Annotated in this window: 21 protein-coding genes and 1 tRNA gene; 15 read left to right on the plus strand and 7 right to left on the minus strand. The window is 33.8% G+C overall.

Annotated features, from left to right (window positions below; genetic code table 11):
- Positions 1-294: 294 nt before the first annotated feature.
- A complete protein-coding gene (locus B0A57_RS02320; RefSeq protein WP_034097198.1) occupies positions 295-786 on the minus strand; it encodes a nuclear transport factor 2 family protein in 492 nt (163 codons plus the stop codon).
- 260 nt (positions 787-1,046) lie between these two features.
- On the opposite strand from B0A57_RS02320, the gene B0A57_RS02325 reads away from it, so the two are divergent.
- Positions 1,047-1,640 carry a 2OG-Fe(II) oxygenase gene (locus tag B0A57_RS02325; protein ID WP_034097200.1) on the plus strand — a complete coding sequence of 198 codons (594 nt, stop codon included), beginning with the start codon at positions 1,047-1,049 and terminating at the stop codon, positions 1,638-1,640.
- A gap of 108 nt (positions 1,641-1,748) precedes the next feature.
- Here the strand turns inward: B0A57_RS02325 and B0A57_RS02330 are convergent.
- The 4 genes from B0A57_RS02330 to B0A57_RS02345 all read right to left on the minus strand — a co-directional run bounded on the left by B0A57_RS02330 (position 1,749) and on the right by B0A57_RS02345 (position 5,789).
- A tRNA-Asn gene (locus tag B0A57_RS02330) sits at positions 1,749-1,822 on the minus strand.
- Between the two features lie 147 nt (positions 1,823-1,969).
- Entirely contained in the window at positions 1,970-3,304 is a 1,335-nt protein-coding gene (gene rseP / locus B0A57_RS02335; protein ID WP_011962261.1) for an RIP metalloprotease RseP, read from the minus strand.
- Positions 3,305-3,390: 86 nt separating this feature from the next.
- Positions 3,391-5,319 carry a M1 family aminopeptidase gene (locus B0A57_RS02340; RefSeq protein ID WP_011962262.1) on the minus strand — a complete coding sequence of 643 codons (1,929 nt, stop codon included), beginning with the start codon at positions 5,317-5,319 and terminating at the stop codon, positions 3,391-3,393.
- A 134-nt stretch (positions 5,320-5,453) separates the two neighbouring features.
- Positions 5,454-5,789 carry a single-stranded DNA-binding protein gene (locus tag B0A57_RS02345; RefSeq protein WP_016361980.1) on the minus strand — a complete coding sequence of 112 codons (336 nt, stop codon included), beginning with the start codon at positions 5,787-5,789 and terminating at the stop codon, positions 5,454-5,456.
- 853 nt (positions 5,790-6,642) lie between these two features.
- Here B0A57_RS02345 and B0A57_RS02350 point away from each other — a divergent pair.
- Positions 6,643-6,990 carry a hypothetical protein gene (locus tag B0A57_RS02350; protein ID WP_011962264.1) on the plus strand — a complete coding sequence of 116 codons (348 nt, stop codon included), beginning with the start codon at positions 6,643-6,645 and terminating at the stop codon, positions 6,988-6,990.
- The gene (locus tag B0A57_RS02355; protein WP_034097202.1) at positions 6,991-7,812 is read left to right on the plus strand and encodes a Rossmann-fold NAD(P)-binding domain-containing protein; all 822 of its coding nucleotides are present in this window, start codon (positions 6,991-6,993) and stop codon (positions 7,810-7,812) included.
- Positions 7,813-7,866: 54 nt separating this feature from the next.
- Here the strand turns inward: B0A57_RS02355 and B0A57_RS02360 are convergent, their stop codons facing one another.
- Positions 7,867-9,927, minus strand: coding sequence for a M13 family metallopeptidase (locus B0A57_RS02360; RefSeq protein ID WP_011962266.1), 2,061 nt, complete (start codon positions 9,925-9,927; stop codon positions 7,867-7,869).
- 2 nt (positions 9,928-9,929) lie between these two features.
- Positions 9,930-13,349 carry a T9SS type A sorting domain-containing protein gene (locus tag B0A57_RS02365; protein WP_034097204.1) on the minus strand — a complete coding sequence of 1,140 codons (3,420 nt, stop codon included), beginning with the start codon at positions 13,347-13,349 and terminating at the stop codon, positions 9,930-9,932.
- 128 nt (positions 13,350-13,477) lie between these two features.
- Here B0A57_RS02365 and B0A57_RS02370 point away from each other — a divergent pair, with 128 nt between their 5' ends.
- The 12 genes from B0A57_RS02370 (at position 13,478) to B0A57_RS02430 (ending at position 26,832) form a co-directional block, all read left to right on the plus strand.
- The gene (locus B0A57_RS02370) at positions 13,478-14,146 is read left to right on the plus strand and encodes an SCO family protein (RefSeq protein ID WP_034097207.1); all 669 of its coding nucleotides are present in this window, start codon (positions 13,478-13,480) and stop codon (positions 14,144-14,146) included.
- 95 nt (positions 14,147-14,241) lie between these two features.
- On the plus strand, positions 14,242-14,484 hold the full coding sequence (locus B0A57_RS02375) for a FeoA family protein (protein WP_011962269.1): 243 nt from the start codon (positions 14,242-14,244) through the stop codon (positions 14,482-14,484).
- Entirely contained in the window at positions 14,484-16,577 is a 2,094-nt protein-coding gene (gene feoB / locus B0A57_RS02380; protein WP_034097209.1) for a ferrous iron transport protein B, read from the plus strand. The genes B0A57_RS02375 and feoB overlap by 1 nt, the downstream gene beginning before the upstream one ends.
- 549 nt (positions 16,578-17,126) lie before the next feature.
- On the plus strand, positions 17,127-18,089 hold the full coding sequence (locus B0A57_RS02390) for a hypothetical protein (protein WP_038465803.1): 963 nt from the start codon (positions 17,127-17,129) through the stop codon (positions 18,087-18,089).
- A 526-nt stretch (positions 18,090-18,615) separates the two neighbouring features.
- Positions 18,616-19,281 (plus strand): succinate dehydrogenase cytochrome b subunit, encoded by a 666-nt coding sequence (locus tag B0A57_RS02395; protein ID WP_034097211.1) that lies wholly within the window; start codon positions 18,616-18,618, stop codon positions 19,279-19,281.
- Positions 19,282-19,290: 9 nt separating this feature from the next.
- Positions 19,291-21,300 carry a fumarate reductase/succinate dehydrogenase flavoprotein subunit gene (locus tag B0A57_RS02400; RefSeq protein WP_011962273.1) on the plus strand — a complete coding sequence of 670 codons (2,010 nt, stop codon included), beginning with the start codon at positions 19,291-19,293 and terminating at the stop codon, positions 21,298-21,300.
- A gap of 93 nt (positions 21,301-21,393) precedes the next feature.
- A complete protein-coding gene (locus B0A57_RS02405) occupies positions 21,394-21,768 on the plus strand; it encodes a four helix bundle protein (RefSeq protein ID WP_011962274.1) in 375 nt (124 codons plus the stop codon).
- 58 nt (positions 21,769-21,826) lie between these two features.
- Positions 21,827-22,591 carry a succinate dehydrogenase/fumarate reductase iron-sulfur subunit gene (locus B0A57_RS02410; protein WP_011962275.1) on the plus strand — a complete coding sequence of 255 codons (765 nt, stop codon included), beginning with the start codon at positions 21,827-21,829 and terminating at the stop codon, positions 22,589-22,591.
- Between the two features lie 317 nt (positions 22,592-22,908).
- On the plus strand, positions 22,909-23,988 hold the full coding sequence (gene dinB, locus B0A57_RS02415) for a DNA polymerase IV (protein WP_038465807.1): 1,080 nt from the start codon (positions 22,909-22,911) through the stop codon (positions 23,986-23,988).
- 274 nt (positions 23,989-24,262) lie between these two features.
- Positions 24,263-25,546 carry a hypothetical protein gene (locus B0A57_RS02420; protein WP_034101880.1) on the plus strand — a complete coding sequence of 428 codons (1,284 nt, stop codon included), beginning with the start codon at positions 24,263-24,265 and terminating at the stop codon, positions 25,544-25,546.
- Positions 25,547-25,811: 265 nt separating this feature from the next.
- Positions 25,812-26,333 carry a hypothetical protein gene (locus B0A57_RS02425; RefSeq protein WP_034099946.1) on the plus strand — a complete coding sequence of 174 codons (522 nt, stop codon included), beginning with the start codon at positions 25,812-25,814 and terminating at the stop codon, positions 26,331-26,333.
- 19 nt (positions 26,334-26,352) lie between these two features.
- Positions 26,353-26,832, plus strand: a complete 480-nt coding sequence (locus B0A57_RS02430) for a hypothetical protein (RefSeq protein WP_034099948.1) — start codon at positions 26,353-26,355, stop codon at positions 26,830-26,832.
- Positions 26,833-26,838: the final 6 nt, after the last annotated feature.

The following is a 26,838-nucleotide window of genomic DNA, read 5'->3' on the forward strand; positions in this document are numbered from 1 at the left end:
ATAAATATTCCAGTATTTTTTAAAGCTAAATTGGTATTAATGCCATTTTATTATCCAATACTGGGTTTGCTATTGTGAGCAATGAGAGATGCTATCGAGTGGTTTAGATGACGAAATTTCTCGTTGTTTGGAATGACAATATGTGTATCAAATATTACCGTTTTTTTTTAAATTAAAACGGTATTAACCTATTTTTTTGGCAGGATTGTTTGGTTGGAGGGTTGTGGTAAAGTTTCTGATTTGTTTGAAATTTTTTGTGCCTTTTTAGGATAAGATAGGTTAGATAAAAGGGGGTTACGGATTTTTTAATTTATCGATAATTTTGTTTTCAGTGGCTTCTTTTATTTTAATGACTTGGTTCGTGTTGTCGTTAGGAATGGTCATAGAAAGGACGTAGTGTTTTATTTTCCATTCTTTTTTTGTTTTTATGAGAACTCCTGAGCCACGACAAATTTTCATTTGGGTGTTTAGTAATTCGTCGAACCAAGCTGTTTTTCCTGATTTGTCTAAATAAATATGGCGTTCTAGTGCTGTAAAGCTCCATGCTTTTCCTTTGTCGAAATAGGGTTTTGCAAAAGTCATGAAATCTTTTTTGTTCCAGTTTTCGGTGGGATCTGTGCCTATAAATACGGCATCATTAGTCATGGCGTGCATGTAGTTGTCGTAATTTGCTTGGGATGCTGCTTTGTGCCAATTGTCTAGAACGGAATTTATTGTTGCTGTTTCTTTGGTTTGGGCTTGTGCTAAAGTGGCGATGAGTAATAGTAGGGCAAGTGTTTTTTGCATAATGTTTTTTTTGCGACTAAATTAATCAAAAAAGTTAAAAGAAGTTGGAATCTTGAATTTTAGCCCCGATTGTAGTGAAAATCCTTTTCTTTTTTTCTTTAAAAAAGAAAAGATTGAAACGTAAAGCGGGCGAATGATGAAAATGAAACGGAATTGTTGTGCTGCTAAAAGATAATAATGAAATTTTGGTTGCGGGTTATTGTGGTTTATTAAGACTACCTTGCCGCATTGCTTGTCTATTCAGGTAGTCGAACAATGTTATGGAAAATAGTTTTGAAGTTTTAATTGCCTCTTATATTGAAACTAGAGTTGGTGTTTCTGAATGTTTTTTGAGTGATGAGCTGGCGAATCATTTGAAAGATAATTTGCTTTCTTTGTACCGCGATAATAAATTGCGTACCGCGGGAACTGGTAATGCTGATAAGTTGGTGCATAACACGGCGATACGAAACGATGTTATTTATTGGTTAGATAAAAGGAATAATAATGCTTACGAAAATGCGTTTTTTGTGCAAATAGAGGCTTTTATAGCGTATTTGAATGTTTCTTGTTTTGCTGGAATTACGGGTTATGAGTTTCATTATTCTTTGTATGAATCAGGGAGTTTTTATAGGAAGCATTTAGATCAGTTTGAGGATAATTCGAGCAGGCAGTTTTCGATGATTAGCTATTTAAATGCTAATTGGAAAGAAGATGATGGTGGCGAGTTGCTTATTCATCAGTTAGACAATGATCAGAAAATATCGCCTACGCAGGGTAAAACTGTTTTTTTTAGAAGTAATGAATTGGTTCATGAGGTTTTGGTTACTAATGAACGAAGAATGAGTGTTACGGGTTGGTTGAAGCGAGATTGATGTTTTGCCGTAGGGTTCTTATATACTGTTTTTTGTATCTGTAAAGAGGTGGTGTGTATTGTTTTTTTGTAAAAAAAAAAGCCAGTCTTACGACTGGCTTTTTAAAAGCTCCCTCTCTTGGGCTCGAACCAAGGACCCTCTGATTAACAGTCAGATGCTCTAACCAACTGAGCTAAGAAGGAAACTGTATGTTATGAACTTTATTGTTGTATGAACTTTTTTAGCCTTGTACTCTTGTTAAACCTAAGAGTAAGTGTGTTTTGTTTCACTTGTAAGGCGGTGCAAAGATAGCACCATTTTTATTATATCCAAATAAAATTATCACTTTTTTATAAAAAATTCTTCAATATTATTGAGTAGATGTCTTTGCCGAAGGTTAAAGTCATTAAAATCAGTAAGATAATCATTCCTACGGTTTGAACTCTTTCTGCTGCTTTTACGCTTAAAGTTTTACCAGTTATCATTTCGGCAATGGTAAATATGGCATGACCGCCATCTAGACCTGGTATGGGTAGTAAATTCATAAATGCTAATCCTATCGAAAACATGGCTGTAAAACCCCATATAAACTCCCAGTTCCATTCTTTTGGAAGTTTTTGGGTAATTCCTATTGGGCTCATTACTTGTTTGTAGGCTTCGGTTTTTGGTCTAAGAATTAATTTGAATTGTTTGATGTTGTAAACAAACTGTGTATAAGATTCCTTTACAGCTGCTGGTATAGCTTCTGCTAGGCTTAATTTGTTTTTTATTATAAAATCCTCGTTGTCTTCGATAGTTGGGTAAAAGTCTAGTTTTCCTTCTGGTGTGATTTTAGAATTTAGAGAAATTTCTTTGCCTGCTCTTAAAACGGTTAATTGAATTGAATCTGATTTTTTAGATTTTAAGATTGTCGTAAACTCATCGAAAAAAGTGATGTTTTGACCGTTTGCTTTGGTAATTTTATCGCCTTTTAGCAATCCTGCTTTGTTTGCTTCGCCTTTTGGTATAACTGAATCTATATAAACCTCGGTTAATCTTGGTTGTATGAAATCTCTACCTTCGGATCCTAATATTTTACTTTTTTGTTCGTCGGAAATAGCTAGTGTTTGTTTTTTTCCTGCTCTTTCTATTGCTACTTTATCGCCCAATAAAACATCGATAATCATTCGGTTAAATTTGGGTTGAACTTGATCATCTACACTTAAAATTTTATCTCCATTTTTAAAACCTGCATTAATTGCTGATTCGCTAAATGTTAAGCCATTTTTTTGATACAATTCGGCTGAAGCATATTTTTGACCAACGGTGCTAAACAGGATTGTGTATATAAGAATTGCTAAAATAATATTTACTGCGATTCCGCCTAACATGATAATTAAGCGTTGCCAAGCTGGTTTAGATCTGAATTCCCAAGGTTGTGCTGGTTGTGCCATTTGCTCGGTATCCATGCTTTCGTCTATCATTCCAGATAGTTTTACATAGCCACCCATTGGCAACCATCCTATTCCCCATTCGGTGTCGTTTATTTTCTTTTTAAATAATGAGAATCCAAGATCTATAAAAAGATAGAATTTTTCTACTTTTACTTTAAACATTCGTGCGGTAATATAATGTCCAAATTCGTGTAGAATGACAAGTACCGAAAGTATAAATATGATTTGTGCTATTTGTATTAAAGTATCCATTTATTAATTTTAATTTTTTATGTATAAAGCAAAAGTAAGACTTTCGCCTTACTTTTTACAATATATGTGCCGAATATGTGCTGAGATTATTTTTTTATGAAATTTTTATGAAAAGCCCCTTCAGATGTTTCAAAGTTTACAATGTATATTCCTTGCGAAAGTCCCGAAACATCTATTTTATTCTGGTTGGTTTCTGCTACTTTCTGACCTAAGGTGTTGTATAGGTTTACTTTTTGCAAAGTCATATTTGTTGGCAAATCTATATTTAATACTTCTTTAGTTGGGTTAGGGTATATATTTATTGCGTTTTCAAAATTAAAATTGTTTATACCTAGAAGGGCAGTACTATTGCGAGAAATAATATCTTTCTTTGGGTCGAATACAACTCCAGTTACTGTAAATCCTACTGGTATAACAAAACTTTGCCCATTTGTTGTGTTGTTTAGAACCACGTCTAATTGTTGTCCTGAGGAGCCTGTTAGTCTTACAGGAACTGGCATTTCGAAATAAGAAACTGAAGCATGAGATTGTGTCTGGTTAATTTGAACCGTTGCCTGACCTGCGCCAGAATTAAATGCGTTTATAGCATAAGTTGGATAACCTTGATTGTAAACCCAATCTTTAAAAAACTCCGTTAAGCTACCGCTACCTTGGTAAACCGTTTCTAAATGGGTTTTTAATTGTGGTGTGAGTGCATATCCGAAAGCTAATGTTGGATCCGCTAAATAATTTTTCATACCCTGAAAAAAGGCAACATCTCCTAGTTTAAATCGTAACATATTCATGACCATTGCGCCTTTATTGTAGGTTAAGCGGTTGCTAAAGATCCTATTTACATTTGTTGCTTCGAGATCTGTGAGATAAACCGCACCATCGGCTGATGATGTAATATTGTTAATCATGTTTCCTTTTTCGGCAGTAAAAGCGGCTTGGCCATCAAAATTTTCAATCACTAAAGAAGTGACATAAGTAGTGATTCCTTCATTAAGCCAAATGTCTTTCCAGTTGCCACAAGTTACTTTGTCTCCAAACCAGTGGTGTGCCATTTCGTGTGCTATTAGCCCTCGATTAAAACCTACCATAAAAGATACGGTTGTATGTTCCATTCCGCCTCCCCAGCCAAATTGTGCGTGGCCGTATTTTTCGTCATGAAAAGGGTAAACTTCAAACAGGGATTCATATAAGTTTAGGATTCGGGGTGTAACGGCTAGCTGTGGTGTTACGCTTGCAAATGTCTCTGGGTACAAATAATTTATTATAGGGTAGTCATTAGGTGCGGTTCCTCCCATTTGATTGTAAATAGTATAATTTGTAACCGCAATGGCAATTAAATAGGCTGGGATTGGATGACCATGATGAAAATGAGTAGTTTTATTTGCCCCCACAGTTACGGGCAACTGAGGCTCTATGCCGTTAGAGACACTAACATATTGTGATGGCGCAGTAATATAAACATCGATACTGTTAATCTTGTCGTTTAAGTCTTGTTTGCAAGGCCACCAATCTCTGGCGCCAAAAGGTTCGGATAAGGTATATATTATTGGCGAACCATTGTGTATTTTGCTCGAAAAAGCATCAGATCCGTTTACAGGGGGCTCACCAGAATAAGTAATTTCTACAGATGTAGCGTTTCCTGTTGCAAGCATGGTTGGTAAAGTAATAATTAATTCGTTATTTGTATTTCTTGAAAACACTAAATTTGTTGCGCCTTGTTTTACCAAGCTCACGGTTAGTTCGTTTGCTAAATCGAAAGTCACAGTATTCATGTTCGATAATGCAGTAAAGGTGGTTGTAACCTTTCCTGAAATAAAATACACTGCGGGATCTACGGTAATCTCTAACTTATGATAGGTAACATCATAGCTTTGAGTATTGGGGTTTACCGCAAAATTTATTGTTTTTGATGCCGATTTCATTTCGGCTTCGGCAATACTTGCTATATTGCTTTTTTCTGTTTGAGAAAAGGCAAATACTGTTGTAAGTAGGAGTAGCGTTATTAGTTTGGTTTTTTTCATGGGGGCTTGAAATTTTTTACAAATTTAAAAATTTCAGCGACATTTTATATTAATTCAGATTATATTATAAAGATAATTAGCTATTTAACAATAAAAGCGACAAGAATTTGTCGCTTTTATAATAGATTAATTTTTTATTTGCTGCCAAGTAATAGTAGCTCGTTTACGACTACTTCTGTATAATATCTTTTTATTCCGTCTTTGTCGTCGTAGTTTCGGTGGGTTAGTTTTCCTTCAACGGCGATTTCTTTTCCTTTGGTTACAAAACTTTCAATAATTTCGGCGGTTTTTCCCCAAGCGGTAAGGTTGTGCCATTGGGTATCGGTTACTTTTTCATTTTTGTCGTTATAATATGATTCGTTTGTAGCAATGGTTAGTTTTGCTAGTTTTTTTCCTCCTTCTAGGATTTTAATTTCTGGATCGTTTCCTACGTTTCCTATTAGCTGTACTTTGTTTCTTAATGTGCTCATGGCGTGTAAATTTAAATTGGTATTAAAATTGTTTTTTTTTTGGTCATTGTTTTATTTCGACAGGGCAAAGATGTGGTGGGTTTCAAAAATTATTCGGTTATCATTCGTTTATTTTCGGTTGTAATTGTTTGTAACCGTTTGTAATTGTTTTTTTTTGTTTATATTTGATTGGTTTTCTGATACAAATGGAAAGTGTTACATAGCCCTGATTGAGCTGATATCCTTTTTTTGTCGCCTTTTTTGGCGGAAAAAAAGATAAAAGCGAAAGCAGGAATGTAGATTACAAAAATGCCCGAGCCAGTCGCTCCTAAAAAATGAGAGTAGGAACCTAGAAACGCTGAAATTTTCGACTGGTCGTTTTATAAAACCAGCTTTAATTTTTGAAATTGATATTGAAAACTGGATTGAAACGATTGAAGGGTTGCCATCAAAATAAAAAAAAGGTTTTTAATTTAGCTGTGAAGAATGAAACTATAAATATCGCACAGATGGTTGGAAGTAAAATAGATTGTTTGTTATTGTGCCGAGAGTTATAATAGATAGTTTTATACGGTTTAGGCTGGCGATTGCCAAAGATAATCCTACTATAAAGCTGTATGAAGTTGCAAAATGGGCGTGACTTATAACTGGGAATTGCAATGGTATTTTGGTTTTTTTGTAAATCTTAGTGAGCATTGATGCAAGGTGTTGCTACAAAGTTTTGTCGCATCAGATTTGACCAAAATAGTTATACCTCCTGAAGGCAAATATATATAGGTGATAAAAGAAATAATTGGGTTATATGCTTGGTATTGCAATCTTCATTTTGGGCTCATAGAACTGGTATTACTATATAAAGGAAATTTTTAAAAAGATGAAAAACTGTTTAGAATGTAACGAGAAAATTATAGGTCGTGAAGATAAAAAGTTTTGTAGCGATGGTTGCAGAAATGCGTATAACAACAAAATAAATAAAGATTCGACTAACTTAATGCGTAATATAAATAATAAATTGCGCAAAAATTACCGTATTTTGTCGGATTTGAATCCCGAAGGAAAGGGCAAAATAAGTCGAACAAAATTATTAAGTAAGGGTTTCGATTTCGAGTTTTTTACGTCTGTTTTGATCACTAAAACTGGAAATACGTATTACTTTTTGTATGATCAAGGCTATAGGATCTTGGAGGATGATTATTATATGTTGGTAAAAAAAGAAAACTAAATGACTTGTAAAAACATTTCGATATTAGGTTGTGGTTGGCTGGGTTTGCCATTGGCAAGAGCATTAGTAGCAACTGATTTTTTTGTAAAAGGATCTACAACTTCTCAGGGCAAACTTTCGGTATTAGCGCAAAGCAGGATTGAGCCGTTTTTACTTTCGTTAAATGAAAACGAAGTTATGGGTAATATTGATGCTTTTTTAGAAAATTCGGAAGTATTAATTATTGATATTCCGCCAAAATTACGAGGGAATGCTTCGGAGAATTTTGTGGCTAAAATAAGAAATCTCATTCCATTTCTCGAAAAATCATCGGTTACAAAAGTATTATTTGTAAGTTCTACTTCTGTTTATGCCGATGATAATTTGATTGTAACCGAAGAAACCACTGCTAGACCAGAAACGCAGGGTGGCAAGCAGTTACTAGAGGTTGAAAAAATGTTGCAAAACAACAAAAATTTTGAAACTACAGTCTTGCGTTTTGGCGGCTTAATAGGTGATGATCGCCATCCTGTAAGGATGTTATCAGGTAGAGAAAATATAGAAAATCCAAATGGTGCGATCAATCTAATACATCAAAAAGATTGTATTGCAATTGTTTTAATGATTCTTGGACAGGCTCAGAATGATAGGCTGGTGTGGCAAGAGATTTTTAATGCTGTGGCTCCTTTTCACCCAACTCGGGAGGAATATTATACACAAAAAGCAATTGAATTAGGTTTGTTTTTGCCTAGATTTAATAAGCAAAAACCATCTGTTGGGAAAGTAATTTCGAGCGAAAAATTAATTAAAACTTTGGGTTATAGGTTTGAAGTTTTATTATAAAAAAAAGGCTTGTCTAATTTTGACAAGCCTTTTTTTTAAGTTTATTTGAAACTATTACCAGATTCTTACACGATTTTCTGGTTTTACGAATAGTTTGTCTCCTTCTTTTATATCAAAAGCTTTGTAAAAAGCATCGAGATTTGTAAGTGGCACATAGGCTCTGTACATTCCTGGCGAATGCGGATCGGTTTTTACTTGATTTTTTATAGCTTCGTCTCTCATTTTCGATCTCCAGATGGTTGCCCAAGAGATAAATAATCTTTGTTCTGGGGTGTACCCATCTATAAGACCTGGATTTCCGTTTTGTTTTAAATACAATTGAAGGCCATCGTAGGCTGCATTTATGCCACCTAAATCTCCAATGTTTTCACCCAATGTAAATTTTCCGTCTACGTGAGTTCCTGGCAAGGGTTCTAAGGCGCTGTATTGGTTTGCTAATGCGCCACCAAGTTCTGTAAATTGTTTTAAATCATCTGCTGTCCACCAGTCTACTAAATTTCCGTCGGCATTGTATCGTGCTCCAGAATCATCGAATCCGTGAGAAATTTCGTGTCCTATAACGGCTCCTATTCCGCCGTAATTTACAGCTTCGTCTGCTTTATAATCGTAAAATGGTGGTTGCAAAATTGCTGCTGGGAAAACAATTTCATTATATGCAGGATTGTAGTAAGCGTTTACTGTTTGTGGCGACATTCCCCATGTTGTTTTGTCGACTGGTTTTTTTAGTTCTGCGATGTTTTCAGAAAACTCCCAACGGGAAACGTTTTCCATGTTTTCGTAATATGTTCCGCCTTCTGCTATTGGTTTTACGTCTAGTTTAGAATAATCTTCCCATTTGTCTGGATAGCCAATTTTGATGGTTACTTTGTGTAGTTTTTCGACAGCCTTAATTTTAGTTTCGACAGACATCCATGTTAAATTATTTATTCTGTTTTCGTAAGCTAAAATAACATTTTCTATCATTGCTTTGGCTTTTGTTTTGGCTTCGGCAGGAAATTTCTTCTCTACATATAATTTGCCTAAGGCTTCTCCAACTGTTCCGTTTACGACTTGCAGTGCTTTTTCGTTTCTAGGGCGTTGTTTTTTTGCTCCTTGTAATGTTTTGCTGTAAAATTCCCAGTTTGCGGTTTCTATTTCATCAGTTAGTAATCCTGTCGATTTTCTTAATAAAGTCCAACGCATGTAGGCTTTTAAATCGTTAATTTTACTGTTTTTTAAAATAGATTCAAGTGCTGTTATATATTTTGGCTGAGAAACTACAATTGATTGTAAATTAGTAATCCCAACGGCATCTAAATAATTTTTCCAGTGTATAGATGGTGTTAGTTTTTGTAATTCGGCAACCGTCATTGGGTTGTATGTTTTTCTGTCATCACGAAGTTCTACTCTGTCTAATCTTGGTTTAGACATTGCGATTTCTAAAGCTAAAATTTTATTGGCTTCTAATTTTGCTTCTGCTGGTTTTGTTCCTAAAAACTGTAGCATTCTCGCTACATGAAGTACATATTTCTCACGTTTTTCTTTCGAATCCTTGTCGTTAGAAATATAATATTCTCTGTCTGGTAAGCCTAAACCGCCAAGGCCTAGGTATGCTACGTTTTTGTTACTGTCTTTTGCATCTGCACCCACGCCTACTCCGTAAAACCCTATGCCGCCAAGAGGTTCCATTTCTATTATTAGATTGTTTATATCTTGAATGGTTTTTATGGCATCTATTTTTGTTAGATAGGGTTTTATTGGTTTTATTCCGAGTTTGTTTCTGGAAATGGTATCCATATAAGTTTGGTAAATACTAACTGATTTGGCTTGGTCTGATTTTGGGTTTAATTTTTTATCAGCCACAGCTTCTTTCAAGATTGCTAGGGCATCTTTATCGGTATTTTGACGCAATTCATCAAAACTTCCCCAACGTGTTTTGTCTGCTGGAATTTCTGTTTTGTCGTACCAAGTTCCGTTTACAAAACGAAAAAAATCGTTTCCTGGTTTTAGGCTTTTATCCATCAAATCTAAATTGATTCCTGAATTTTTTTTCTGAACACCTTCTTGTGCATTAACAGCCAAGCTTGCTAGCGAAAAAACTGCTAATGAACCAGCAGTTATAATTTTTTTTTTCATGGTTAATTTTTTATTATTCTTTTTACTACATTCTGATTTTCTGATGATATTTTTATAAAATAAATTCCGTTTGAAACATTTTTCATATCTAAAATAGTTTGTGAATTTTCATTCGAAAAGTTATTCTTAGAGAGTACAATTTTACCAGTTACATCATAAACTTCTACCTTATCGATAGCTTTGTTTCCTGTAGAAATGGTAAATAATCCTGTTGATGGGTTAGGGTAAATGGCAATGTTTTTTAATTGGAAATCTTCGTTAGATAAAGTCCCGTCGATGATAAAATTATCTACAACGACTCCTAAAGCAGGTGTGCCGCTATCTGAATGGAAAACGATTCTGAAAATGACATTAGACTGACCTATTAAGCTGTTTAGAGGGTAAAAATAATCGGTTAGTGTGGTATTTGTTCCTAACCATTGTGCTCCTGGGCAATTGTCGCAATCTGTTCCAGAGGTTGCGGGTGTTCTATTACTATTATACCAGTTTGGTCCTTGTGTTCCTAAAACTGCCCAAGTTTGTCCCATATTTGTAGAGTATTGAACGTAAACGAGATCGTAGTTTGGTTCTAAATCGAAAGCTAATTTAAATTTAATTTGTGGGTTTACAGCATTTGTTAAATCATAGCATTGAGATAGTAAGTAGGATTTAGTGCTGTCTGGATAACTGCCTGTAAGGTTGGTTGTATAAACGTTATTTTCTGGAGTTGCTAAAACGCCATTTGTATTTATGCCTCTTTTCCATTGGCTAGCGGTTACTCCGTCATTAAAAGTTAATAATTCTGAGGCAACGGTTTCAAAGGTGTTTAAAACGCCTATTGTTCCTGGATTGTTAATATATAATTGTGTGATTGCTTTGTTGTTGTCTGAATAAGCATCGGCAGTAATTGTTGAAGTTATACTCAGATTATAAGTTCCTCTTGTGCTTATTGTAAATGTTGGGATAGTAATTGTTTGTGAAGCACCAGCGGCAATGCTTCCTGTCCAAGTATAATTTTGTGGTACTCCGTTATAATCATAAGTAATATTTACTGATGAGATAGGGTTTGTTCCGTTATTTTTTAGGGTTATTTGCGGGGAAACTGCACCGCCACAATTAATATTGGTTGTTGGGGTTATAGCCACTAATGCAATATCATTGGTAGGAACTTCGATAGGAATTGATGCTTGCCAAATGCCACGACCGTAAGTTGCTGCTACAATTTTTCCTTCTTCTAAATTAATTTCTAAATCGGTAACTGAAACGTTAGGCAAATTAGTATCGAATGGTTCCCATTGTGTCATCGAGTCATCTCGATAATATACACCTAAACTTGTTCCTAAATATAACGGATTTAATGAATTTCTGCCTTGGTGTTTTATTACATTTTTTCCTATGGCTGGTAAGTTTGTAGAAAATGAGGCAAAGGTTGTTCCTCCGTTTGTCGATTTTAATGCTAATCCTGCTGTTCCTGAGGTAGTAAGGTATATAATGCTGTTGTTTGAATAATTTACACAAATAGAAGTAATGGCTGTATTTGCGGTAAATACAAGTGAAAAAGCAACTCCTTTATCTGTGCTTTTATACAGCTGTGTTCCATTAGATACGTACATAATGTTATCATCACTTGGATCTACATAGACTAGCTCTATGTCTCCTGTGCCAATTGTTCCTGTGCTTTGTTGTGCCCACGCCACGCCACTTAGTTTGTACAATCTTGAATAACCTGCAAAAACCTCACCCAAACTATTTATAGCCATTGGTGTTACCCAGTTGCCACCATCATCGTTTGTACTTGTTTCTGCTATTGGAGCGGCTACACCTGAACCTAATGAATTTCCTGCATCGGTACTTATATACATACTGCTTCCATTTTGTATAAAACCATAGTATTTGTTGCCGTTGTTTGGGTCTACTCCAGTGTCCATGCCATCAGCGCCATAGTAATTTTTCCAAGCGTTATTACTAAACGCATGACCACCATTGTCTTGTAAGCCACCCACCATGTTTGTTACCGATTGTTTGGAAACTGCAACTTTATAAAATTGGCTAATTTGAAGTCCCGCTGTTAAACTTGTAAAATTTACGCCCGAGTTGCTTGATTTGTATATTCCACCATCTGTTCCTGCATAAAGATCACCTCCAAAAAATTTTAAAAAATGAATGTCGGCATGTGTATATGAAGCACTTGCTGGAGCGCTCCAATTATTAACTCTTGTCATTGTTGCTCCACTATTTGTAGATTTCCAAATATTTAAACAACCTGTATAAATTTCGTTGGCATTTGTAGTAGATACTGCAAAGGCTAAATCGTATCCTGATTGAGTAGATTCGAACACGTCTAATGCTCCTGATTTTTTGGAAAAGCTAATTCCTGAATCTGTTGATAAGTAAATACCTTGAAACCCATAATATGGAGGAGTTGCTGCTGTATTAGGCGAATTTGCACTTAAAATATAAACATAGTTTGAATTGGCGGGTGTAACATCTAATAACAACCTATTAGAACTAGCGGGTAATCCAGTAGTTATGCTTGTAAAAGTAGTGCCTGTATCAGTAGATTTATAAAAGCCAGAATTACTTACTGCATACACATTAGTTGGATCATTAGGTTTTATTCTTATAGATCCTTTAGAGAAACTTCCTGCTTGTACATTTGTCCAAGTAGTACCACCATTTACAGTTTTCCAAATACCAGAGTTAGTTGCGCACCACAAAATCTGATTGTTTGTTGGGTGTATGATTAAATCTCCTGCTCTGGTTACTCCAGGCATTGTGCTTGTGGCGGCCCAGTTTATTCCAGCATCAGTAGATTTATAAACCCCAACAAAAGCAGTATCACCAGCGTCTTTATCGCCCGTAGCGATATATATAGTGTTTGAACTAGAATAGTCTACCGCAATTCCCGAAACCCCTATTTGTGGTAAATTATCTGTAAGTGGAGACCAAGTAATGCCAATATCTGTCGATTTCCAAATTCCTCCTGCTGGCGAACCAACATATATTGTGTTTGCACTAGATGGGTCTATGCAAACTACCTCGACTCTTCCTTGTCCTGACGACCATGAGCCAGTGTTTGTATGAGTAAACGGGCCTACTGGTATCCAATTGCTTGCAGGTAAAATTAATGAAGATCTATTGGTTTGTGCTTGTTTTTTAGATTGCCATGCCAACATAAATTCTTCAGGCGAGATGATTCTTCCGTCTTCTTTTACAAGAGTACTCCAATAATTTTCCCAACGCTTGAATGGTTTATAACCACAGCCTTTTTTCGAATGATCTTTATCTTTCCAATAGTCATTAAACGAAGTTACAATGTTATCAAAAGTAATATTCTGGTTGTCTTTTAGGGAATTTTCTTCTATCCAAGGGAAACTTGGGCTAAACTGAGCGTTTCCTTTTGTAAAAAAAGACAATGCGATAAGCAGATATATTTTTTTCATTTTATTGTGTGTTTGGTCAAAAATAGCAAGTTTTTTTCATTTTATGTCTTTTTTAATGATTGCATTTAAAAATGTTTTTATGTTTGATGCTTTTATTATTTTGTATTTTTGCAAAAAACACACACGTTATGCTTAATTTTTTACGAAAATTTAAAACCTTATTTATTGTTCTCTCTATATTATCTGTAATTATTATTTCGCTTTTTTATAATGTATTAAATAGGAAAACACTTCCTGTTTTTACACCATCGATGGTAAATCCTGAATTGGTAGATTCGACAATTCAATATGTTGCCAATAAACATATTATTGCCAATTTTGCTTTTACCAATCAAAACGGAAAAATAATTACCCAAAAAGATTATGCAGGAAAAATTTATGTTGCCGATTTCTTTTTTACCACTTGCGGTACCATTTGCCCAATGATGACAGACAATATGGTTTGGTTGCAAGATCAAATTAAAGACAACCCCAAAGTCATGCTGCTATCACATTCGGTAACACCAGATACAGATAGCGTTTCGGTACTAAAAGAATATGCCCAAAGAAAAGGGGTTATTGATGCTAAATGGAATCTCGTAACAGGCCGCAAAAAAGATATTTATTACATTGCTAGAAAATCTTATTTGGCAGTAAAAACTGGAAAACCTTCGGAATTATATGATATGGTTCACACCGAAAATTTTGTTTTGGTTGATGATAAAAGACGTGTTCGTGGTTTTTATGATGGTACAAAAAGAGAAGAAGTTCAGCAGTTATTAGTAGATATTAATTGGCTTCTTGAAAATAAAAAATAACTCGATTTTGTATAAAATACTACAAAAATGATTATTATCATATATAATAGTATTATTATTGTTATTTTTGTAATCTTAATTCAATCTAAATAAATTTGAACTTAACCATTTCAAACCTAGCCATTGGTCAAAAAGCAATTATCAAAGATTTTGACATTAATATGATTCCTCTAAAATTATTAGAAATGGGATGTTTGTCAGGAAATATGGTCGAAATTATTCAAATTGCGCCCTTTGGTGATCCGCTATATTTGAATATTAATGATAGTCATGTTGCCATTAGATTAGAAATGGCGTCTATTATTGAAGTCGAAATTCCTACAGAAAACCAAGTATAATGAAAGTCGGAAATATTAATATTGCTTTAATTGGAAACCCAAATGTGGGTAAAACATCCGTTTTTAACCAACTTACAGGTTTGAACCAACAAGTAGGAAACTATCCCGGAATTACAGTCGAAAAAAAACAAGGTATTTGCAAACTAAGCTCTAATCTTAAGGCAACCATTCTCGATTTGCCAGGAACATACAGCCTAAACGCTAGTTCGCTCGACGAAAATGTGGTTATCGAATTGCTGTTAAACAAAAACGACAAAGATTATCCAGAGGTAGCAATTGTAGTTACCGAAGTGGAAAATTTAAAAAGAAACTTATTACTTTTTACCCAAATAAAAGATTTAGAAATTCCTACAATTCTGGTCATAAATATGTCCGATAGAATGTCGTATAAAGGAATTTCGCTAGACATTCCTTATTTAGAAGATCGCCTAAAAACTAAAATTGCCTTAGTGAGTTCTCGCAAAGGCGAAGGTATAGATGATTTGAAAAATCTTATCGTCAATTACAAAAATATCACGACCGAACCTTGTTTGAATGCTTCAAATATTGATGTGGCTTATTTTGATAATTTGCGTCATGCTTTTCCTAATGATTCCTTATATAAATTGTGGCTAGTTATTACCCAAGATGTAAATTTTGCTAATTTAAACAGAAACGAATTGCAAATTACTTCGTTTACAAAATCGAAAGAAGCGCTAAAAAAATTACAGCAAAAAGAAACCATCAAACGGTATCAGTTTATTAATGAAGTTCTAAAAGTTGGACAAAAAATAGATTTGGCTTCTGCCAAAGGTTTGCGAAGCAAACTTGACAAAATACTCATGCACAAAGTATTTGGTTATGTCATTTTTTTCTTGATTCTGATGCTTATTTTTCAATCTATTTTCGATTGGTCTAGTATCCCAATGGATTTTATAGACACTTCGTTTACCGCCTTAAGCTCATGGACACAATCTAAATTACCCGCAGGAGTTCTTACCAATCTAATTGTGCAAGGAATTATTCCAGGTTTGGGCGGAATTGCTATTTTTATTCCACAAATTGCCTTTTTATTTCTATTTATTTCTATTCTCGAAGAAAGCGGTTACATGAGTCGTGTTGTTTTCTTGATGGATAAATCGATGCGAAAATTTGGTCTTTCTGGCAAAAGTGTTGTGCCACTTATTTCGGGAACCGCTTGTGCAATTCCTGCTATCATGGCAACAAGAAATATAGAAAACTGGAAAGAACGACTTATCACAATTTTAGTTACACCGTTTACTACTTGTTCGGCAAGACTACCTGTTTATGCTATTATCATTTCATTAGTTATTCCAGACACTAGGCTTTTTGGCTTGTTTAATCTGCAAGGACTTACACTAATGCTATTGTATTTGTTAGGTTTTAGTATGGCGTTTTTTTCTGCTTGGATTTTGAATAAAATTTTAAAAATTCAATCGAAATCGTATTTTGTTGTCGAAATGCCTAATTACAAGTTGCCTATGTTTAAAAATGTAGCAATAAATGTGATCGAAAAAACAAAATCTTTTGTTTTTGGTGCAGGAAAAATAATTTTAGCACTTTCGGTAATATTATGGTTTTTAGCTTCTTATGGGCCTGGTGAAAATTTTAAAAATGCGAGAGAAATTGTTTCAAAACAAAAATCTTCGACAAAAAATTTAGAAAATGACATCGCTTCGTACAAATTAGAAAATTCTTATATAGGAATCATAGGAAAATCGATAGAACCCGCCATTAGACCATTAGGCTATGACTGGAAAATAGGTATTGCCATTGTAACTTCCTTTGCAGCAAGAGAGGTTTTTGTAGGCGCATTAGCTACGATTTACAGTATCGAAGAAACTGGTAACCAAGAGGCTACGATAAAAAATAAGTTATCTGCCGAAATAAATCCCATAACAGGAAACAAGCTATTTAACTTAGCTTCAGGTATTTCTTTACTGCTTTTTTATGTTTTTGCCATGCAATGCATAAGTACACTTGCTGTAACTAAAAAAGAAACAAATTCTTGGAAATGGCCGGCTATTCAGTTAGTGTTTATGAGCGGATTTGCTTATACCGTGGCGTTAATTGCATATCAAATCTTAAAATAATGACACAAGAAATTATTGCGTTTTGTTTGTTAATTTTTGCAGTATCTTTTCTGTATAAGACATATTTTGGCAAAAAAAAAGATAACAATTGTGGCGGAGATTGTGGCTGTAAATAATTTAGCTACTCAAAACTAATCTCCAAACGATACGTTTTTCTGTGTAAAGCAATATTTTTATAGGAAATGGCAAAACTAAAAGTATTCTTTTTTTGTAGAAATTAAAAACAGCCCTTTTTAAGGAATGCCTAAATAGATTTTTAAAACACCTTAGTATTATAGCTAGGACGACCTTATGCTTTAGTGGTTTGAACAGTAAAATCAAGTTTTTATAGGTCTGTAAAATCTACAAAAGCACTTCATTATCAATACTTATTGCGTCTTCTAACTAGAAAAACGAATTAGGTGACGAGAACCCCCTGCAACATGTTGCGTCCTTGAAGATAAGAAAAACAGAAAGTTTAAACAAATATGATGCTATATTTGTTAGTAATAAGACTGAGTTTTTTTCGCAGACTGCCGTTAACTACGATATTACCAAAAACCATTGAAAATGAATTGTATAATTTGCAATAAAATAGCTGATGAAGTTGGCTCCCATTTAATACCAGCAAGCTTAATTAAAAATTGTGTTGGTAAACATTACAGTGAAGAATCTTATAACATTGATGTTAAGACATCGAAGATTGAGGTGTATTATGGTAGAGATAATTTAAAAAATGAATCAACCGAAATAATAAGGAATCATTATAAAAGGGATAATGTTCTTTGTAAGGTTTGTGAAAAAAAGTTAGGTATATTAGAATCACATTTTGCTGTTGAATTTTTGCAAAAATTTAGAGATGGTAAATATTTAAATAATTTCATTTCTTCTAAATCAAGTAATAATTTAGAAATTTTAGAGCCAAAAAAGATTTCTAATATTGAAATTCAAGCTTACTTTTATTCAATAATATTACGTTTTTGTTGTACATATAAAGCTGAAGGAGGCGATAGTTTTGTTGAAGAAAATGATTTGTTAAAAATTAGAAAGTTTATTTATAACTATTTATATGATAACTTATCTAAGGAGAATTATGGAATTGAAGATTTTAAAATTATAATAATATTTAATAAATATTCTAAAAATAGTCTTTTAATTTCTAATTTAGAAATTGTAAAAAACCCTTATACTTTTTATTTCTGTGAAGCAATTATAGTATTATATATTGGTGAAACTCCCTGTAAAGAAAAATCAATATATGCTGATTGTTTAAATTCAATTACAGATGAATCGTCTAAAATAATTGTTGGTCCTGCATCTTTGTATGATGAGTTAACTGTACTAAAGACTTATATTCTTGCAAGAAATTTTATGACAAAAGGGATTAAAAATATTTCAGAATTAAACAAAAAGTCGTACAAAGAAAATGAAATTGAAGTTAGAGAAATAATTAAAATGTATGAAGGTAGAGATGATAAAGGTTTGTATATAGATAAATTATTTAATGACTTGATAACTAAATACAACCGTTAACAGGCGTTTGGAAGGATTTTGGTTTTTATATTATTTAAACTTTAAAAACACTAGAAAAAGCGCTGATGTAAAAATCATAGCCTATAATATATTTTATCAAATTTCCATTTAGTTTATTTATTAGTTCTCCATTTTTATGCTGTAACGCACGTAACCCTACAAGAGACTCCGTTATGCTGATTTTTAAAGGTAATGCCATCGCAAAAAAATAATTATTATACAATTCAAGCTATAGCCAAAAAGAGTCCAATTTCAAAATGCTGGACTATCTTAATCTTATGATTTGTATAAGCTCCGTTTCTTGTATTCATATTTCAAAATGTGCTATTTTAAATTTAAAATAACCTCCGAATTATTAATGAGCTAAAATGCCTAATGATATTACATTACGATTTTTCTGTCTATTTAGCAAAAATATACCCCATTTTAAATTCATTATAAATAAGCCACCAACATTTGCTGATGAGATGAATTTGCGTTATTTTTGTTTAAACTTTTTTAAAACCAAATAATTAACAAAAATACTATGGCAAAATCAACAATGTTGAAGTCATCGATAGCAAAAAAAGTCGCTATGGCTCTTTCGGGAATTTTCCTGATAACGTTTCTTTCACTTCACTTTTTTATCAATATGATATCGGTTTTTAGTGCTGAAACTTTTAACATGATGTCTCATTTTATGGGATACAATCCAGTAATTCAGTTTGTTATGCAGCCTGTCCTGATTACCGGGGTTGTTTTTCATTTTGTAATGGGAATTGTTTTAGAATTAAAAAACAAAAGCGCAAGACCCGTTTCTTATGCAAAATATAACGGAGCAGCAAATGCCTCTTGGGCTTCAAGAAATATGATTGTTTCCGGATTAGTAGTTTTGGCATTTGTTGGCTTGCATTTTTATGATTTTTGGGTTCAAGAAATAACCTATAAATATATCGATGGGAATGTAATCGATGCAACAAGATATCATCGAGAATTAGTTGCTAAATTTGTAAGTCCTGTTCGTACAGGCTTGTATTGTTTAGCATTCGTGTTGCTAGCAATACATTTATGGCACGGATTTAATTCGTCTTTTCAATCTGTAGGATTCAATAATAAATTTTCAAAATCATTACATAAATTAGGATATGCTTTTGCGATAATTGTTCCTTTTGGATTTATTTTTATTGCATTATTTCATCATTTTAAAAATTAACAACTAATTATGAAGTTAGATTCAAAAATACCAGAAGGTCCAATTGCGGACAAATGGACAAATTATAAAGACCACTTAAAATTAGTAGCGCCAAATAACCGACCTAAAATTGATGTTATTGTCGTGGGAACTGGTTTGGCCGGATCGTCGGCCGCAGCATCATTAGCAGAAATGGGATACAATGTAAAAGCATTTTGTTTCCAAGATTCGCCTCGTCGTGCACACTCAATTGCTGCGCAGGGAGGTATTAATGCTGCTAAAAACTATCAAAATGACGGAGATAGTACTTTTAGATTATTCTATGACACCATCAAAGGTGGAGATTATAGAGCTCGTGAAGCAAACGTACACCGTTTAGCAGAAGTTTCAGGAAATATTATCGACCAATGTGTGGCGCAAGGTGTTCCTTTTGCTCGTGATTACGGAGGGAATTTAGATAACCGTTCGTTTGGTGGTACACAAGTACAACGTACTTTTTATGCTGCAGGACAAACAGGACAACAATTACTTTTAGGAGCTTATTCATCTTTATCAAGACAAATTGGTCAAGGAAATATAGAAATGTTTAACCGTCACGAAATGCTAGATTTAGTAAAAATAGACGGAAAAGCACGTGGGATTATTGCCCGTAATCTAGTTACAGGAGAAATAGAAAGACATTCAGCTCATGCTGTTATTATTGCCACTGGAGGGTACGGAAATGTATATTTCTTATCAACAAACGCCATGGGAAGTAACGTAACTGCTGGTTGGAAAATACACAAGCAAGGAGCTGCTTTTGCAAACCCATGTTATGTGCAAATTCACCCAACTTGTATTCCAGTACACGGAACCAATCAATCGAAATTAACATTAATGTCTGAGTCTTTAAGAAACTCTGGGCGTATTTGGGTTCCTAAGAAAAAAGAAGATGCAGAAGCTATTCGTGCTGGAAAATTAAAACCAACACAAATTGCTGAAGAAGATAGAGATTATTACCTAGAAAGAAAATATCCTGCTTTTGGAAACTTAGTACCTCGTGATGTGGCCTCTAGAGCCGCAAAAGAAGTATGTGACGAAGGTCACGGAATTGAAGCTAACGATACCAATGAGGGTGTTTATTTAGATTTTTCTTCAGAAATTCAAAGCAAAGGTCGTCAAACTGCTTTTGCAAAAGGAAACCATCACCCAACAGATGAAGAGGTTACCAAATTAGGAAAACAATGGTTAGAAGAAAAATATGGTAACTTATTTACCATGTACCAAAAAATTACCGATGAGAATCCTTACGAAACACCAATGAAAATTTATCCAGCAGTACACTACACAATGGGTGGTGTTTGGGTAGATTATAACTTACAATCTACCATTCCTGGTTGTTTCGTGGCAGGAGAAGCCAACTTCTCTGATCACGGAGCCAACAGATTGGGAGCTTCGGCTTTAATGCAAGGTTTGGCCGATGGTTATTTCGTATTACCATACACCGTTTCTAACTATTTAGCTGATGAAATTAGAACTGGAAAAATATCAACAGAATCGCAAGAGTTTGTTGATGCAGAAAACAGAGTTAAAGATTCTATTAATAAATTCTTACACAATAAAGGATCTAAAACAGTAGATCATTTTCACAAACGTTTGGGATTAATCATGTGGAACAAAGTAGGAATGGGAAGAAACGAAGCTGGATTAAAAGAAGCTATTTCTGAAATTGCTGCATTAAAAGAAGAATTCTACAAAGATGTTTATGTGCCAGGAAGTGCAGACGAATTAAATCAAGAATTAGAAAAAGCACTTCGTGTTGCCGATTTTATCGATTTAGGTCAACTAATGGCAATGGACGCTTTACAAAGAAAAGAATCTTGCGGAGGTCACTTCCGTGAAGAATATCAAGATTCAGAAGGAGAAACGCTTCGCGATGATGAAAACTTCTCTTTTGTTGGTGCTTGGGAATATATGGGTTACGATATCAGCAAAGAAATTCTTAACAAAGAAGAATTGAAATACGAGTTTATTAAAATCGCAGCTAGAAATTATAAGTAGGCAATAGCCATTAGCCAATAGGCATAAGACAAAATAAATTAAAAAGCGAGTATCAAAAACTAATGCCTTTTGGATATGCGTAATAATTAAAAAATGAGTGAGATAAAATCGTACAAAGATTTATTAATTTGGCAAAAAGGAATTGATATTGCACTTTTATCATATAAATTGATAAAAGATTTTCCAAAAGAAGAATTGTATGCTTTGTCAAGCCAAATTAAAAGATGTTCGATTTCAATCGCTTCTAATATAGCTGAAGGATATGGAAGACATTCAACACAAAGCTATATTCAATTTATTAAAATTGCGCGTGGCTCATTATGTGAACTAGAAACACAACTGTTGATAGCTCAAAAATTAGGTTTTATAAAAGAAGAGGAAATATTTTTCGAATTATTAAACCAAATTACAGAAGAAAGTAAAATGATAAATTCATTTATTAATAAATTAGAATTAAGTAAATCGTAAAAACTAACGCCTTTCACTTTTGCCTTTTGGCTTGTGACTTTTGGCTAAAATAAAAATTATGAGTGCAGCAAAAAATATCAATATAAACCTTAAGATTTGGCGTCAGAAAAATGCTAAAGCAAAAGGTAGCATGGAAACTTATAAATTAGATAATGTTTCTACAGCAAGTTCGTTTTTGGAAATGCTAGACCAATTAAACGAAGAATTAGTAAACGAAAAGAAAGAACCAGTAGCATTCGATCACGATTGTCGTGAAGGAATCTGCGGAATGTGTTCACTTTACATTAATGGTAGAGCACACGGACCAGATACTGGAACAACAACTTGTCAGTTACACATGAGAAAGTTTAACGATGGCGACACAATTTTTATAGAACCATGGCGCTCTAAAGCGTTTCCAGTTGTAAAAGATTTAGTAGTTGACAGAAGTTCTTTCGACAGAATACAACAAGCTGGTGGATTTGTCTCTGTAAACACCTCAGGAAATACTATTGATGCCAATGCAACACCTATAAAAAAAGGCGATGCCGATAAATCATTTGAAGCAGCAGCTTGTATTGGTTGTGGTGCTTGTGTAGCCTCTTGTAAAAATGGTTCGGCCATGTTGTTTGTTGGTGCAAAAGTATCGCAATACGCTTTATTACCACAAGGAAAAGTAGAAGCTACCGAAAGAGTCCTAAACATGGTTCGCCAAATGGACGAAGAGGGCTTCGGAAACTGTACAAATACAGGAGCTTGCGAAGTAGAATGTCCTAAAGGAATTTCTTTAGAAAATATTGCAAGAATGAATAGAGAATATTTATCCGCTAGTTTAAAAGGATAAATAAACATCGATAAATAAAGACAGAAGCGCATTCATTTACTTGAATGCGTTTTTTTATTCAAAAAAGATTGCGATATTATTAAAACTACAACCCTCTCTTTTTTTATAACTTATGCCGTTTTAATTTTAAAAACGCCGTAATATTTGGTCCGTATATTGTATTACGAGGAACTAGGAATCTCGCAATAGCAAACCGTATATTTGTTATTTCAGTAAATTTAATAATAAAGGGCATTAACTAAAATATAAAACCAATAAATAACTTCTATAAGCAATCATTTCTTTTAATTTGTAGCATGCTAGTTTAAATTTGTACGATGTCCGAAAATTCTCAACGAAAAATAATCCACATCGATATGGATGCGTTTTACGCATCGGTCGAGCAAATGGACAATCCTAACTTAAAAGGAAAACCATTGGCGGTTGGTGGCAGTGAAGCACGAGGAGTAGTTTCGGCAGCAAGTTACGAAGCACGAAAATTTGGTGTACGCAGTGCTATGAGTGGTGCGCAAGCCAAACGAAACTGTCCAGATTTAATATTTGTGCCACCTCGTTTTGATAGATACCGAGAAATTTCAAAAAAAATTAAAAAGATATTTTACGAATACACAGATTTAGTCGAGCCCTTATCGCTAGATGAAGCCTATCTAGATGTTACACAAAACAAAAAAGGAAATCCTAGCGCTACACTTATTGCACAAGAAATTAGGAAACGTATTTTCGAGGAAGTAGGACTAACGGCATCTGCAGGAATATCTGCCAATAAATTTGTAGCAAAAATCGCTTCAGATTACAACAAACCCAACGGACAAAAAACCATTAATCCAGAAGAAATTGAGGGTTTTATGGAAGCGTTAGATATTAAAAAATTTTACGGAATTGGGAAAGTTACCACCGAAAAAATGTACCAACACGGTATTTTTACAGGAAAGGATTTAAAAAGAAAAACCTCCGAATATCTAGAAGTACATTTTGGCAAAAGTGGCGCTCAGTACTACAACATTGTGCGTGGCATACACAACAGTGAAGTAAAACCAAACCGAACCACAAAATCCGTAGCTGCAGAACATACATTTGACACCAATCTTACATCAGAAATATTTATGGAAGAAAGATTAGAACAAATTGCTACCGAACTAGGAAGAAGACTTAAAAAACACAAAATATCAGGAAAAACGATTACTTTAAAGATAAAATACTCGGATTTTACCCAACAAACTCGCAGTAAAACCTTGCCTTATTTTATTTCAGATAAAGGAATTATCTCAGAAACTGTTAAAGAATTATTATACCAAGAACGAATGAAAGATTCAGTAAGACTACTTGGTATTTCTCTAGCCAATTTAAATACCGAAATTAAAAAATCAATTGCAGTGCAGTTAAAATTCGATTTTTAAAATAAAAAAACAACACTCATAATTAACCGTTTAGAGCTTTTTCTAACTAAAATTAGTTAGATATAAAAATGACTGTATTTGGCTATTTTTTAACCTTTATTTTTTACCTAGTTTTGAAATCTATATACAATACCTTTTAGGAGCTATGCTTGTTTTTTAATAAAAAAAAACAAGCATTTCTTAAAAAAAAAATAGTATTGGGGGTGGAGTTCAGAAACCACAACAAAAACGAGGAGCAACTGAAAATCCAAAAGAGTAAGAAAAAAATAGAAAAATGGAAAAATTAATTATTACCTTAAGTCTGTTCTTAGTGGGAACAAGCGCATTTGTACAAGCTCAAGAGAAACCACTAGATGTTAAATACCGCAGAAGTTCTTTACACACAATGGTCGTAGAGTCAGAAAAATTTCCTCAAAAAGATGTGGTTTTAAAAGCTTTCAATAACGCACCATTTCCTGAAAAATACAATAATCACCAAATTGCTCAAAAATCTTTTAATCCTGCAAATTACACATTAACCGCAGAAGAAAAAGCTAAATTTAATAGCACCTCTAAAACAGCTAAAATTAATCTTGACGAACCAGAATCAGTAGATAAAGAATTGCCAGCAAGAATCCAGAAATATTTTGAAAAAGAAAAAATAGCACACAAATTAGTTGCAAAATGGTTTAATAGAAAAGCAGACGGAAGTTTCGATTCTAATTTAGTTTCAGAACGAGGTGTGTTTAATGCCTCTTTTCTTGATCAAAAAACAGCCCAAGCCTCATCAGAAGGAGACGCTCTGCTAAAAACAGCAGGTTTCGAGCTAATTGATAATACATTTGTAGTAGTAAATAAATTTAACTTCGTAGAAAACGAACCTGTTGCACGTGTGATACGAGATGCAGCAAAAATCGCAGCAAGCAAACTTCCAATGGGACAAGAAGTGGCTATGAGACTAGCGGACAAAGCTTATGATAAAGCAAAAGAAGGCTATTCTATCTGGGCAACATCTTATTTGTACAAATTGGTTTGGAACGAAACTGTATCGAACACTTTTTATGCAGATTTGTATATGGATAAAACAAATCTAGATCCTGCAAAAAAGAAAGCTTTTGACAATTCCGATCTATTTAAATTAGAATTTGTTGGAGACGAATCTGCATCAGCATTAGTCACTTTTTCATTAAAAGAAAACAGAACAGAGGAACAAATAATAGCCCTTTCAACAGTTAGAATTACTGATAATGTATATGCAAAACTTCAAAAAAAATACGATGTTTTCAAAACCAAAACACCCCTTTTTACAGGAAACCCTATTACTGCTAAAATTGGAACAAAAGAAGGCTTAGAGGGCGGCGAAAAATTTGATGTCCTTGAACAAACTATTAATGAAAAAACAGGCATAGCAACATACAAAAGTATAGGTACTATTAAAGTTGAAAAAGATTTAATTTGGGACAATGCCTACAACGGAACCGAAAAAGAAAACACAGAAGCCACTCCAGCTATTGATAGAACCACATTCTCAGGAGGAAAAAAATATTATCCTGGATTACTAATCAGACAAATAAAATAAATAATTATGAATTTTTAGCTTAATTCTGTTATGTACAGCATTTTTTCAAATCTCATTATTTGAGTATTATGACACAAGGGTTGGGGTTTAAGTTACAAACGAAGTTTACGGAACTCCGATAAAACTATAGTGAAGTACTCTTTTTAAGGTATAAAAACCCTTAAAAAAGACCCTCACTTCGATCCTAAAACAAAACACTGTAAGTAAAAGAATTAAGCTTAATTTTTCTATTCATAATGAACACTTCATCTAATATCCAAATCAAATGAAAAAACTTTCAAACACAATAGTCATACTATTTGTAATAATCTTTAGCCTGAACCAAACAGTTAATGCACAAGCTAGAAAAAAAGCCGAAAAAGACACGCAAGAGTGGAGATACGAAATTGAAGCTATACAAACTGGAACACAGGGAACATACTTAATAAAAGTATGGTCTTATTCTAAAAGACCAGATGTTGCCATAGAACAGGCAAAAAAAAATGCGGTACACGGAATAATATTTAAAGGATTTGCAGGAAATGCAACAGTTCCAGGGCAAAGCGCTCTAACAAACAATACAAATCTTGAAGTAGAAAAAGAAGAATTTTTTAAACCCTTTTTTGAAGATGGAGGAAAGTACATGAAATTTGTTTCAACATCAACAGATGGTGCAGTTGCTGCAGAAGACAGAATGAAAATAGGAAAAGAATACAAAGTAGGTGTAATAGTATCTGTAAATGTTTCGGCCTTAAGAAAAGACTTAGAAGCTGCAGGAATTCTAAAATCATTAAATTCTGGATTTTAAACAAAAATAATTTTAAGTCATGAAAAAAATAATTTTATTGCTCATTACCAGTGCATTAATATTGGTAGGGTGCAAAACAAAAACCACAGTTAGCGCAAACTACCCCCATGAAACAGAATGTCTTGGTTCAGAATTAGACGGAAGCGTAACACTAAAATCATGGGGCAAAGGAAAAGACAGAAACGACGCCATAGAACAAGCAAAAAAAGAAGCGGTAAATGCCGTATTATTTCTAGGAATTAGAAGCGGAAATAAGCAATGCGATAGCCGACCTCTGCTAAATGCTCCAAATATTCGTGAAAACAAATCCGAGTATTTTAATACATTTTTTAAAGATGGCGGAAATTATAAAAATTTCACTTCAAACCAAGATGAATCTTTTGGAAAAAAAGAAAAAGAAAAGGGAACAGACGGAGAAGTAATGTACGGATATATAATCCGAGTGATGAGAAGCGACCTAAAAAAACAAATGATTACTGACGGTATTTTAAATAATTAAATCAAG

The organism is Flavobacterium psychrophilum DSM 3660 = ATCC 49418, assembly GCF_002217405.1.
Taxonomy (GTDB): Bacteria; Bacteroidota; Bacteroidia; order Flavobacteriales; family Flavobacteriaceae; genus Flavobacterium; species Flavobacterium psychrophilum.

Coding starts and splice junctions, on each gene's coding strand:
- B0A57_RS02320 (WP_034097198.1), bottom strand. CDS start 786: ATGCAAAAAACACTTGCCCTACTATTACTCATCGCCACTTTAGCACAA.
- B0A57_RS02350 (WP_011962264.1), top strand. CDS start 6,643: ATGAAAAACTGTTTAGAATGTAACGAGAAAATTATAGGTCGTGAAGAT.
- B0A57_RS02340 (WP_011962262.1), bottom strand. CDS start 5,319: ATGAAAAAAACCAAACTAATAACGCTACTCCTACTTACAACAGTATTT.
- B0A57_RS02430 (WP_034099948.1), top strand. CDS start 26,353: ATGAAAAAAATAATTTTATTGCTCATTACCAGTGCATTAATATTGGTA.
- B0A57_RS02390 (WP_038465803.1), top strand. CDS start 17,127: ATGAATTGTATAATTTGCAATAAAATAGCTGATGAAGTTGGCTCCCAT.
- B0A57_RS02345 (WP_016361980.1), bottom strand. CDS start 5,789: ATGAGCACATTAAGAAACAAAGTACAGCTAATAGGAAACGTAGGAAAC.
- B0A57_RS02360 (WP_011962266.1), bottom strand. CDS start 9,927: ATGAAAAAAAAAATTATAACTGCTGGTTCATTAGCAGTTTTTTCGCTA.
- B0A57_RS02425 (WP_034099946.1), top strand. CDS start 25,812: ATGAAAAAACTTTCAAACACAATAGTCATACTATTTGTAATAATCTTT.
- B0A57_RS02405 (WP_011962274.1), top strand. CDS start 21,394: ATGAGTGAGATAAAATCGTACAAAGATTTATTAATTTGGCAAAAAGGA.
- dinB (WP_038465807.1), top strand. CDS start 22,909: ATGTCCGAAAATTCTCAACGAAAAATAATCCACATCGATATGGATGCG.
- B0A57_RS02410 (WP_011962275.1), top strand. CDS start 21,827: ATGAGTGCAGCAAAAAATATCAATATAAACCTTAAGATTTGGCGTCAG.
- B0A57_RS02355 (WP_034097202.1), top strand. CDS start 6,991: ATGACTTGTAAAAACATTTCGATATTAGGTTGTGGTTGGCTGGGTTTG.
- B0A57_RS02370 (WP_034097207.1), top strand. CDS start 13,478: ATGCTTAATTTTTTACGAAAATTTAAAACCTTATTTATTGTTCTCTCT.
- rseP (WP_011962261.1), bottom strand. CDS start 3,304: ATGGATACTTTAATACAAATAGCACAAATCATATTTATACTTTCGGTA.
- B0A57_RS02365 (WP_034097204.1), bottom strand. CDS start 13,349: ATGAAAAAAATATATCTGCTTATCGCATTGTCTTTTTTTACAAAAGGA.
- feoB (WP_034097209.1), top strand. CDS start 14,484: ATGAAAGTCGGAAATATTAATATTGCTTTAATTGGAAACCCAAATGTG.
- B0A57_RS02400 (WP_011962273.1), top strand. CDS start 19,291: ATGAAGTTAGATTCAAAAATACCAGAAGGTCCAATTGCGGACAAATGG.
- B0A57_RS02420 (WP_034101880.1), top strand. CDS start 24,263: ATGGAAAAATTAATTATTACCTTAAGTCTGTTCTTAGTGGGAACAAGC.
- B0A57_RS02325 (WP_034097200.1), top strand. CDS start 1,047: ATGGAAAATAGTTTTGAAGTTTTAATTGCCTCTTATATTGAAACTAGA.
- B0A57_RS02395 (WP_034097211.1), top strand. CDS start 18,616: ATGGCAAAATCAACAATGTTGAAGTCATCGATAGCAAAAAAAGTCGCT.